Source organism: Streptomyces sp. PA03-6a (genome assembly GCF_033792765.1).
Classification (GTDB): Bacteria; Actinomycetota; Actinomycetes; order Streptomycetales; family Streptomycetaceae; genus Actinacidiphila.
Window position 1 is genome coordinate 1 of the sequence record NZ_JARAVK010000291.1, and the last position, 10,233, is coordinate 10,233.

The following is a 10,233-nucleotide window of genomic DNA, read 5'->3' on the forward strand; positions in this document are numbered from 1 at the left end:
GGGCCCCCACGACCCCCTCGCCCACGGCTACCCCGGACGTCCGCCGCTCCGGCCGCCGGGGAGGTGGCGGACGCCCGGGGGCTTCCCGGCCCGCCGGAGCGGTGCACGCAGCGCCGGGCGGCCGGCTGCAGCTGGACGTGCCCGCCGGGCGCAGCCCGACGACCTCGTCCCCGCGGCTCGGCACCGCGCTACTGCGGCGCCAGCAGGCGCAGCGCCCGCGGTACGGTGCGCGCGGTCAGGGGCAGGGGGCCCAGCGGCTCACCGTCGGCGTAGCCGGTGATGCCGTCGGCGGCGAGGGTGATCGCGGCCGCGCGGTGCACCGTCACCACGGGGTGGCCGAGGTGGGTGCCGCGGTAGACCCTCGGGAAGACGCGCAGCAGCGTGCTGCGGCTGCACGGCCCGACCACGCACACGTCGAAGCGCCCGTCGTCGAGTTCGGCTCCGGCGCAGATCCGCATGCCGCCGCCGTACGAGGTGCCGTTGCCGACGGCCACGAGGGTCGCCTCGATCTCCGTCTCGGCGCCGTCGTCGAGGGTGATCCGGTACGGGATGGGGCGCAGCGCGGCCAGTTCCGCCAGCATCGCCACGTCGTAGCGGAGCCGCCCGCTGGGCCAGCGCAGCCGGTTGCCACGGTCGTTGACCCGGGAGTCGAAGCCGGAGGCGAGGACCGTGCCGAACCACCGTTCGCCGGCGCGGCCGAGGTCGATCTCGCGGACGGTGCCCTCCTTCAGCGCCCGCGCGATGGCCTCCCCGGCCGCGGCGGGCTCGCGTACCGGCAGTCCGGTCGCCCGGGCGAAGTCGTTGCCCGTGCCGACGGCGACGACGCCGAGCGGCGTGCCGGTCCCGGCCACGGCCTGCAGGGCCAGCGACACCATGCCGTCGCCGCCGACCGCGACCAGCGCGTCCGTGCCGTCCGCGACGGCCTCGCGGGCCCGCGCCAGGGCGTCGGGCGCGTCGGTGCCGACGACGGTGCGCACGCCGAAGCCCGCGCGGCGCAGTGCGTCCGCGGCCGGTCCGGCGGCGCGGGCGCCCCGTCCACGGCCCGCGGCGGGGTTGGCGATGAGGGTGATCTCGCTGGTCACGCGCGGACCCTACCGTGCGGTAGTCCACCCGTCGAGATCACCGGCACCCCTTCTTCCGGAGGGGTCGTGATCATCCTCGGGGCCTACGGAGGGTCGTGTTCCGGCCCGGAGGATCGAAGGGTCATCGCAGAGCCGGACAGGGGAGAACCTTCGCCGCGTCGAAGGGCGACCGCTGCTGACGGCAGCCTGCGCCCCCTGACGACGGGGCCCCGCCCGGCTGGTCCGGGCGGGGCCCCGTCGGGGGTCACGCGGCGTCAGGTCGCGTCGTCGAAGTCGCCGGAGCGGCGTCCGTCCTCGACGGGCCCGGCCTGCTCGGGCACGGAGGCCGTGACGCGCTCGCCGGTGTCGATCGACTCCGGGGTGAGGTCCAGCTCGGAGGCCTCGTCGTCGGAGAGTTCCGCGTCGGGGTTGCGCCAGCGCCGACGCCGGTCGTTGACCAGGCTGAAGGCGACCGCGCCGAAGTAGAGGACGACGATCGGACCGGACAGGGCGATCATGCTGACCGGGTCGGTGGTCGGCGTCGCGACGGCGCCGAAGACGAAGACGCCCATGACCACGGCCCGCCACCAGCCCGCCATGCGGCGGCCGCTGACCATGCCGACCATGTTGAGCATGACCAGGAGCAGCGGCAGTTCGAAGGCGAGGCCGAAGACCAGCACCATGCGGATGGTGAAGTCCAGCACCCCGTCGAGCTTCAGGAGGTTGGACGAGCCCTCGGGCGTGAAGCTGATCAGCACCTTGATGCTGACCGGCATGATCTTGTACGCGAGGAAGGCGCCGCCCAGGAAGAGCGGAAGTGCCGCGCCCACGAACATGTACGTGTACTTGCGCTCGTTCCGGTGCAGGCCGGGGGCGATGAAGGCCCACAGCTGGTACAGCCAGACCGGGCTGGCGCCGATGACGCCGGCCATGAAGCAGACCTGCATCGTGAGCGCGAACGGCGCCGTCAGCGAGTCGAACGTGACGATGGCGCAGTTGCCGCCGCTGCTGACGACCCCGGGGCCGCACTTGGGTACCGGAGAGGCCAGGAACTCCAGGAGTTGCTGGCTGTAGAAGGCGGCCACGATCGCCACGACGACGATCGCGAGCACACTCTTGGCGAGCCGGTTGCGCAGCTCACGCAGGTGCTCCACCAGGGGCATGCGCCCCTCGGGGTCCTTCGTCGGCTTACTGCGGGCAGACTTGAGCAACCCAGGTCCTCATCTCACGCGGAGGCCGGCGTCCCCGCCGGCGGCCCGTACCTGTGTCGTCGTGTCAGCTCTGCGTCTGGCGGGGCTGCTGGGTCTCGGAGACCGGGCGGGCGCTGGCGACGTCACCGGGCGCGGCCTGGATGGTCTTCGGTGCGGCCTGGGCGTCGGCGGGCGCGTCGGCCGGCGCCTGCGGGGCCGCCGCGTCGTCCGACTTCATCGCCTTCGCCTCGCTCTTCAGGATGCGCATCGACTTCCCAAGGCCGCGGGCCATGTCCGGAAGGCGCTTGGCCCCGAACAGCAGCAGAACGACGACAAGGATGAGGATGATCTCAGGGGCGCCGAGCCTGCCGAACATAAGCTTTACCTTCTCACCGAGGCGGCATGGGTTCTATGGCAGCGGGCTCCGGGTCCGTGGACACGGTGTCCGCTCTGCCAGCGATCGTAACCTGCGGGGGTAAACGCCTGGCAATCCCCCGGCGTCCTTGCCGTTGCCGCCCCCGCCGCGCTCTCCCGGGGCCGCTTCAGCAGCGTACCTGCCCGGAGGGGGGAGGACGAGGGTGCCGCCGACGGCACCGACCCGGCGTCCGTGGGTACCGCCGGCGGGACGGCGTCGTCAGCGCGTCAGTTCGCCGGCGCCGCGCGCCAGCGGCTCCGCGGCCCGCCGCAGGTCCTCGGAGGCCTGTCGCAGGCGGTCGCTGCTGCGCCCCACCTGACGGGCGAGGCCGCGCACCTCGGCGTACACGCGCAACGCCAGGACACCGAGCACGAGCAGGCCGGCGGTCGCGAGGCCGACGTACAGGTAGAGCCACCACATGGGAGCCGAGCGTAGCGGCTCAGCCGATGTGCAGCCGCATCGTGCGGACGCCGCCGTCGGTGAGGAGCTCCACGATGCGGTCGCCCGCCGGCTTGCGGACGGAGGAGCCGCAGTCGGGGCAGGTGAAGGAGTAGAAGGTGGTCCGGTGGCTGCCGCCGATGGCCAGCCGCAGGGCGTCGGCCGACAGCTCGAAGCTGGTCCGGCACTCCGGGCAGGAAGCCCTGAAGATCACCCCGGGCGGGGTCGTACCGGGGTCGCCGACGGTACCGAGGGTGTCCAGGGTGTCGAGGTCGTCCATGCCGGCGCTCACCTCACTCGCCGTAGGCCGCGAGGGCCTGGGCGGCCGCGTCGCGGGCGCTGCCGGCGAGTCCGGCCGGGGAGACGATCCGCCCGTCGCGGCCGAGCCGCAGCGCGAGACGGCGCAGCGAGCCCGGGTCGGGGGTGCGCAGGGTGACCCGCAGGCCGCCGTCGGGGAGTTCCTCGGCGAGGTCGTGCGGGTAGTACTCGGCGACCCAGCGGCCGCCGGGGCCGACCTCGATCACGACCTCCGGGTCGTCGCCGGCCGGCTGCACCAGCCCCTGGGACAGGTCGCGCGGCTCGACGCGCGGCGGGTCGCTGGGCGTGTCCAGCAGCCGGATCTCGGCGACCCGGTCCAGGCGGAAGGTGCGCCGGTCCTCCGACAGGTAGCACCAGCCCTCGAAGTAGGTGTGGCCGACCGCGAACAGCCGGATCGGGTCGACCTCGCGCTCGGTGAGCTCGTCCCGGGACGGCGAGTAGTAGCGGATCCACAGCCGGCGCCGTTCGGCGATGGCGCGGTCGACGTCGGCGAAGACGCTGCCCTCGGACTCGAAGGTGACCGACAGCCGGGAGGACGCGCCGGCGGCCTCGCCGGCCGCGCCCTCGATCTTGGCGGTGGCGCGCAGCAGGGCCTGCCGGTCGCTCTCCCGCAGCCCGGGCAGGTTGGCGACGGCACGGGCGGCGACCAGCAGCGCGGCGGCCTCGTCGGCGGCCAGCCGCAACGGCTGCGCGACGTCGTCCACGTTGTGCCACCAGATCCGCTCGCCGTCGGTGTCGATGTCGAGCAGGTCGCCGCCCCTGAAGCTCGTGCCGCACAGCGGCAGCACGTTCAGGTCGCCGATCAGCTCGGCCTCGGTGACCCCGAACGCCCGGGCCACGTCGCTCACGCGGGCGCCGGGGCGCTCGCGCAGATACGTCACCAGGGACAGCATCCGGCGCGTCTGGTCGATCGCGTTGGCCATCTCTCCGTACTCCCCCGCTCAGCCCTTGGCGACGGCGCGCAGCCGGTCCACGACGTCGGCCCGCAGCTCGTCGGGCCCCAGTACGACCACGTCCGGGCCGAACTCCACCAGCCAGGCGTCCAGTCCGTGCCCGTACGGGATCTCCAGCTCGTCCCAGTCGGCGTCGACCGGCAGTATCTCCACCGCGCGGGCCCGCAGCGGGTACCCGGAGTCGCGGCGCAGCCGGATCCTGGCGGTCGCGGTCGCGCCCTCCCCGGCCCAGCTGGCGACGGCGGCGCGCACGTCGACGTGGTCGGGCACCTCGGTGGTGAAGGCGCCGCCGCGGGTGCGGACCCGGCCGGTGATCCGGGAGAGCCGGAAGACGCGCACGGCGGACCGGTCGCGGTCCCAGCCGGCCAGGTACCAGTGGCCGCGCCAGCACTCCAGCGCCCAGGGCTCGACCTGGCGGGGCTCGGGGCGCACGGCGTTGGCCTTGCGGTAGTCGAAGGAGACGGGGCGGCGCTCACGGGTGGCGACCATCAGCGGCTCGAACGCCGGCTCGGGGGTGGGGATGCGGGGCTCCAGGGCGCTGTGCCCGGCCGCCTCCCGCACGCCGTCGTCGCCCTCGTCGTGGAAGGGCACGCCCGCGGCCCGCAGCTTCTGCAGGGCTCCGCTGGCGGCCTCGGCGAAGCGCGCCTGCTGCCAGACCTTCGCGGCCAGGCTCAGCGCGGCGGCCTCCTCGGCGTCCAGGGCGATCTCGGGAAGGCGGTTGCGGTCACGGCGGGCGAGGTAGCCGATCTCACCGTCGAGGCTCTCCACCGTCTCGATGACCATGCCGAGCTCGCGCAGGTCGTCCTTGTCGCGCTCGAACATGCGGTTGAACGCCTCGTCGGAGCCGATCTCGTGGTACGCCTCGATGGACGCGCGCAGCTCCCGCTTGCTGACCGGGCGCCGCGTGTTCATCAGGCACAGCGCCAGGTTCATCAGCCGCTCGGCCTTGGCAATCGCCACTCGAAGCAACCTTCTTCCGTGTTCAGCTCTCCGTCGAGACCCTATCGCGACCGGGCCGCGTGGCTGAAGCGAAGGCCGGTTCCGGTGACCGCCCCGGCCGGCCCCCGTACGACGAAGCCCCCGCCGGGCCGGCGGTGCCGGTCGGCGGGGGCCACGGGCCGTGGTCGGGCCGGACGCCGCTCAGACGGACAGCAGGTCCACCACGAAGATCAGCGTCTCACCCGGCTTGATGAGCGGGCTCGGGCTCTGGTTGCCGTAGGCCAGGTGCGCGGGGATGGTCAGCTCACGACGGCCGCCGACCTTCATGCCCTGCACGCCCTGGTCCCAGCCCTTGATGACCCGGCCGCCGCCCAGCGGGAAGCTGAAGGGGGAGTTGCGGTTCCAGCTGGCGTCGAACTCCTCGCCGGTGCTGAAGGCCACGCCGACGTAGTGGACGGTGACGTTCTGACCCGCCTTCGCCTCGGCGCCCTCGCCCTCCCAGATGTCCCTGATCACCAGTTCGGCCGGCGGCTCACCGCCGGGGAAGTCGATCTCGGGCTTCTCGATGCTCACGTACGTGCTCCTAAAGAGGTGCGGACAACCTGCTTAGTCTTACATCACCGCGAGGATGTCGAGGCTGAACACCAGCGTGGACTTGGCCGGGATGCCCGGCTGCGCCTTGTCGCCGTAGCCGAGGTCCGGCGGCACCACGAGCATGACGCGGCTGCCGACCTTCTTGCCCACCAGGCCCTCCTGCCAGCCCTTGATCAGCTGCTGCAGCGGGAACTGGGCCAACTGGCCGTTCTTGTAGCTGGAGTCGAACTCCTTGCCGCCGTCCCACACCACGCCCTTGTACTGCAGCAGCAGGGTGTCGGTGGGCTTGACCGCCGCGCCGTCGCCCTCCAGCACGTAGTTGGCGACCAGCTTGGCCGGCGCGGCCGTCTTGGGGACCTCGACGGAGGGGGCCTGGCCGTCGGTGTTGGTGCCGACCTTGGGCAGCTTGGCGTCGTTCTGCGGGACGGCCTTGCCCTTCGCGGAGCTCTTGCCGTTGAAGGTGTCCACCACGTCGACGACGAAGACCAGCGTGTCGGTGCCCTTGATCCCGGCGTCCGGCTGCCCCTGCTCGCCGTAGCCCAGGTTCGGGGGGATCGCCAGCTCGACCCGGTCGCCGACCTTCTTGCCCACCAGGGCCTTGTCCCAGCCCTGGATGACCCGCCCGACGCCGATCGGGAAGATGGCCGGCGCGCCCCGGTCCCAGGAGTTGTCGAAGACCTTGGCCGTGTCCCAGATCTGGCCGAGGTAGTTCGCCTGGAGGTAGTCACCCGAGGCGACGGTGGTGCCGTTGCCCTGGATCACCGTCTTGACAGCCAGGTCCTTGCTCGGCTGGCCCAGGCCCTTGGCGACCGTCGGCTTCTCGCCGAACTTCGTACCGGCGGTGATGTCCGGCAGCGGGCCGTCCACGATCTTCACCGGCGCGGACGCGGACGCGGAACCCGACGGGCTGGCGCTGGTCGCGGACTTGCCGGACTTGTCGTCACCGCAGCCGGCAAGGGTGAGCAGGCCGGCAGGGACGGCGAGGAGAAGAGAGCGTCGGCGCACGGGGATCCCCATCAGGTCGATCTTGCGTTGTCTGGCGTGCGCGCCACTCTACGGCGTGGGCGGGGCCCCGTACGAACACGTACGGGGCCCCGCGTCGCCTGTGCCACCGCCGCTACATACCGGCGATGAGCTTCTCCACCCGGTCGTCCACCGACCGGAACGGGTCCTTGCACAGCACCGTGCGCTGCGCCTGGTCGTTGAGCTTCAGGTGCACCCAGTCGACGGTGAAGTCGCGCCGCTGCTCCTGGGCACGGCGGATGAAGTCGCCGCGCAGCCGCGCCCGCGTCGTCTGCGGGGGCACGGACTTGGCCTCGAAGATCTTCAGGTCGTTGCAGATCCGCTTGGCCTGACCCCGCTTCTCCAGCAGGTAGTACAACCCGCGGCGGCGGTGGATGTCGTGGTACGCGAGGTCTATCTGCGCGATGCGCGGGTGCGACATCGTGATGTTGTCCCGCGCCCGGTACCGCTCGATCAGGCGGTACTTCATCACCCAGTCGATCTCGGTACCGATCTTGTCCAGGTCACCGCTGCCGATCGACTCCAGGGTCCGGCCCCACAGTTCGAGGACCTGCTCGATGACACCGCTGCGGATGCCGCGCCGGTCGCAGAAGTCCACCGCCTTGGAGTAGTACTCCTCCTGGATCTCCAGGGCCGAGGCCTCCCGGCCCGAGGCGAGACGGACCTTGCGCTGGCCCGTTATGTCGTGCGACACCTCGCGGATCGCCCGGATCGGGTTCTCCAGCGTCAGGTCCCGCATCACGGTGCCCGCCTCGATCATGCGCAGCACCAGGTCGGTCGCGCCGACCTTCAGCAGCATGGTCGTCTCGGACATGTTGGAGTCACCCACGATGACGTGCAGCCGCCGGTAGCGCTCGGCGTCCGCGTGCGGCTCGTCCCGGGTGTTGATGATGGGCCGGGAGCGGGTCGTGGCGGAACTGACGCCCTCCCAGATGTGCTCCGCGCGCTGACTGACGCAGTAGACCGCGCCGCGCGGGGTCTGCAGCACCTTGCCCGCGCCGCACAGCAGCTGCCGGGTGACCAGGAAGGGGATGAGGATGTCCGCGAGGCGGGAGAACTCCCCGTGCCGGGCGACGAGGTAGTTCTCGTGGCACCCGTAGGAGTTCCCCGCGGAGTCGGTGTTGTTCTTGAAGAGGTAGACGTCGCCCGCGATGCCCTCCTCGTGCAGGCGCCGTTCTGCGTCCACCAGGAGGCCCTCGAGGATGCGCTCCCCCGCCTTGTCGTGGGTGACCAGTTCCGTCACGTTGTCGCACTCGGGAGTGGCGTACTCCGGGTGCGAACCCACGTCGAGGTAGAGGCGGGCGCCGTTGCGGAGGAAGACGTTGCTGCTGCGACCCCATGACACGACACGGCGGAAGAGGTACCGCGCCACCTCGTCCGGGGACAGACGCCGCTGTCCCCGGAACGTGCACGTGACGCCGTACTCGTTCTCCAGCCCGAAAATGCGGCGGTCCATGATGAGACCTTACGCCTGATGCGTGGACCTCAAACCGGGTTCGACCGCGGCGATTCGATCTTTTTCTGTCCCGCTTGCCGGGTTTGGAACCGTGAGGTAGCGCCCACTGGCCAGCAGCACCACCAGCGCCACCACCCCGCCGGCACCCGCCACGCCGAAGGCCGCCGCGGTCCCGCCGTACTGCGCGGCCGGTCCCGCGACCGCCGTGCCGACCGCCGCGCCCACCCCGAACGTGGTGACGATCCATGAGAACGCCTCGGTCACCGTGCCCACCGGGGCGTGCCGGTCGACCACCACGAACGCGCAGGCCAGCGAGGGCGCCAGGAACAGCCCCGCCAGCACCGCCAGGCCCGACATCGCCGGGACACCCGGCACCAGCGCCAGCGGCAGGTAGCACACGGCCAGACCTGCCATCAGCAGCCGCAGCCGCCGCTCGGGGACCCCCGCCCACTGCCGCGCCCCGTAGAACACCCCGCCGGCCAGCGCCCCGGCGCCGATCCCCGACAGCACGTAGCTGGAGACCATCCCGCCGCCGTGCTCGTCGGCGTACGCGACCGCGGCCACCGCGATCGAGCCCAGCGCCAGCCCCACGAAGAAGAACGAGCCGACCAGCGCGCGCAGGCCCGGCGCGCGCAGCGGCCCCAGCCAGTCCGGGGTGCGCGGCTGCGTCCGCCACGCCCGCGACGGCGGCGCGGTGACCACGCTCAGCGCCCCCGCCACACCGACCGCCGCGATCCACAGCAGCGCCGCCGTCTCCGAGAACGCCGCCACCAGCAGCGTCACCAGCAGCGGCCCGACCGCGAACATGACCTCCTGCGCGGCCGCGTCCAGCGCGTAGGCCGCGTGGATCCGGTCCTGGCGCTTGAGCACACCCGGCCACAGCGCCCGCAGCCCGCCCTCCAGGGGCGGGGTGAAGAAGCCCGCGACCAGCATCGCGGCGTACGCCAGGGGCAGCGGCCGGGGCCCGGAGAGCGCGAAGACGGCCATGCCCACGGCGGAGACCACCGCCGCCGGGAACATCACCCTCGGCTGCCCCAGGCGGTCCACCGCCCGCCCCAGCAAAGGTTGCCCCACGGCGTTGGCGAGGCCGTAGACGGCCGACAGCGCCCCCGCCAGGGCGAAGTCGCCGCCCTGCGCGCGGGTCAGCAGCACGATGCCCAGGGCCGCCGTCGCGTTCGGCAGCCGGCCGACCAGGGTGCCGGTCAGCAGCCGCGCCGCGTGCCGGGCGCGCAGCAGGTCCGCGTAACCGGTCCCCATGCCCTCCCCTTCGTTAGTTGTACGTATAACGTCGTGGGTCATACGTACCATGAGCCCAGTCCACCGGTCCAGCCGCACACCCCGCCGCCACCCGCCCACCCAGCCGAAAGAGGCCCCCACGGTGACCGACACAGCGCGCCCGACCTCACGCGACGTCGCACGCGCCGCCGGCGTCTCCCAGGCCACCGTCTCCCTCGTCCTCGGCGACAAATGGCGCGGCCGGGTCTCCGAACGCACCGCCGACACCGTCCGCACCGCCGCCCGCGACCTCGGCTACCGGCCCAACCTCGCCGCCCGCAACCTCCGCCTCGGCCGCACCCGCACCGCGCTCCTGGTCGTGCCCACCCTCACCAACGAGTACTTCGCCCGCGTCTACACCGGCGCCGCCCGCGTCGCCGACGACCACGGCTTCGGCGTCGTCCTCTACCCCTCCCCCGAAGGCGTCGGCCCCGCCCGCGACCCCTTCGGCTCCGCCCGCGCCGCCCTCGACGGCATCATCGCCTCCTCCATGGCCGCCGACGCCCTCGCCGCCATCGGCGACGGCGGCCTCCCCCTCGTCATGCTCGACGCCGACCCCGCCGCACCCGGC

The 10,233-nt window shown here is 72.6% G+C and carries 12 protein-coding genes; 1 reads left to right on the plus strand and 11 read right to left on the minus strand.

What is annotated here, in order from left to right; genetic code table 11:
- Nucleotides 1–188: 188 nt before the first annotated feature.
- The 11 genes from PV350_RS40040 to PV350_RS40090 form a co-directional block, all read right to left on the minus strand.
- Nucleotides 189–1,082 (minus strand): diacylglycerol kinase, encoded by an 894-nt coding sequence (locus PV350_RS40040; RefSeq protein WP_500338350.1) that lies wholly within the window; start codon nt 1,080–1,082, stop codon nt 189–191.
- A 254-nt stretch (nt 1,083–1,336) separates the two neighbouring features.
- Nucleotides 1,337–2,224, minus strand: coding sequence for a twin-arginine translocase subunit TatC (tatC, locus tag PV350_RS40045; protein WP_499510923.1), 888 nt, complete (start codon nt 2,222–2,224; stop codon nt 1,337–1,339).
- 112 nt (nt 2,225–2,336) lie between these two features.
- Entirely contained in the window at nt 2,337–2,627 is a 291-nt protein-coding gene (tatA, locus tag PV350_RS40050; RefSeq protein ID WP_499510924.1) for a Sec-independent protein translocase subunit TatA, read from the minus strand.
- 258 nt (nt 2,628–2,885) lie between these two features.
- The gene (locus PV350_RS40055) at nt 2,886–3,086 is read right to left on the minus strand and encodes a hypothetical protein (RefSeq protein WP_499510925.1); all 201 of its coding nucleotides are present in this window, start codon (nt 3,084–3,086) and stop codon (nt 2,886–2,888) included.
- Between the two features lie 19 nt (nt 3,087–3,105).
- Complete coding sequence (locus PV350_RS40060) at nt 3,106–3,384, minus strand: hypothetical protein (RefSeq protein WP_499510926.1); 279 nt, start codon at nt 3,382–3,384, stop codon at nt 3,106–3,108.
- A gap of 13 nt (nt 3,385–3,397) precedes the next feature.
- Nucleotides 3,398–4,345 carry a helix-turn-helix transcriptional regulator gene (locus PV350_RS40065; protein WP_499510927.1) on the minus strand — a complete coding sequence of 316 codons (948 nt, stop codon included), beginning with the start codon at nt 4,343–4,345 and terminating at the stop codon, nt 3,398–3,400.
- Nucleotides 4,346–4,363: 18 nt separating this feature from the next.
- Complete coding sequence (locus PV350_RS40070; RefSeq protein ID WP_499510928.1) at nt 4,364–5,335, minus strand: helix-turn-helix transcriptional regulator; 972 nt, start codon at nt 5,333–5,335, stop codon at nt 4,364–4,366.
- Between the two features lie 180 nt (nt 5,336–5,515).
- Nucleotides 5,516–5,887, minus strand: coding sequence for an FKBP-type peptidyl-prolyl cis-trans isomerase (locus tag PV350_RS40075; protein ID WP_499510929.1), 372 nt, complete (start codon nt 5,885–5,887; stop codon nt 5,516–5,518).
- 39 nt (nt 5,888–5,926) lie between these two features.
- Nucleotides 5,927–6,913, minus strand: a complete 987-nt coding sequence (locus PV350_RS40080) for an FKBP-type peptidyl-prolyl cis-trans isomerase (protein ID WP_500338356.1) — start codon at nt 6,911–6,913, stop codon at nt 5,927–5,929.
- A 112-nt stretch (nt 6,914–7,025) separates the two neighbouring features.
- The gene (gene pafA / locus PV350_RS40085) at nt 7,026–8,387 is read right to left on the minus strand and encodes a Pup--protein ligase (RefSeq protein WP_499510930.1); all 1,362 of its coding nucleotides are present in this window, start codon (nt 8,385–8,387) and stop codon (nt 7,026–7,028) included.
- Nucleotides 8,388–8,396: 9 nt separating this feature from the next.
- Entirely contained in the window at nt 8,397–9,644 is a 1,248-nt protein-coding gene (locus PV350_RS40090; RefSeq protein WP_500338353.1) for an MFS transporter, read from the minus strand.
- Nucleotides 9,645–9,693: 49 nt separating this feature from the next.
- Between PV350_RS40090 and PV350_RS40095 the strand changes: the two genes are divergently transcribed.
- A partial coding sequence (locus PV350_RS40095; RefSeq protein WP_500338354.1) for a LacI family DNA-binding transcriptional regulator occupies nt 9,694–10,233 on the plus strand: 540 nt, incomplete at its 3' end.

What these genes read in the sequence shown, in the direction of transcription:
- tatC (WP_499510923.1), bottom strand. Translation starts at nt 2,224, where the DNA reads ATGCCCCTGGTGGAGCACCTGCGTGAGCTGCGCAACCGGCTCGCCAAG.
- tatA (WP_499510924.1), bottom strand. Translation starts at nt 2,627, where the DNA reads ATGTTCGGCAGGCTCGGCGCCCCTGAGATCATCCTCATCCTTGTCGTC.
- PV350_RS40055 (WP_499510925.1), bottom strand. Translation starts at nt 3,086, where the DNA reads ATGTGGTGGCTCTACCTGTACGTCGGCCTCGCGACCGCCGGCCTGCTC.
- PV350_RS40060 (WP_499510926.1), bottom strand. Translation starts at nt 3,384, where the DNA reads ATGGACGACCTCGACACCCTGGACACCCTCGGTACCGTCGGCGACCCC.
- PV350_RS40065 (WP_499510927.1), bottom strand. Translation starts at nt 4,345, where the DNA reads ATGGCCAACGCGATCGACCAGACGCGCCGGATGCTGTCCCTGGTGACG.
- pafA (WP_499510930.1), bottom strand. Translation starts at nt 8,387, where the DNA reads ATGGACCGCCGCATTTTCGGGCTGGAGAACGAGTACGGCGTCACGTGC.
- PV350_RS40090 (WP_500338353.1), bottom strand. Translation starts at nt 9,644, where the DNA reads ATGGGGACCGGTTACGCGGACCTGCTGCGCGCCCGGCACGCGGCGCGG.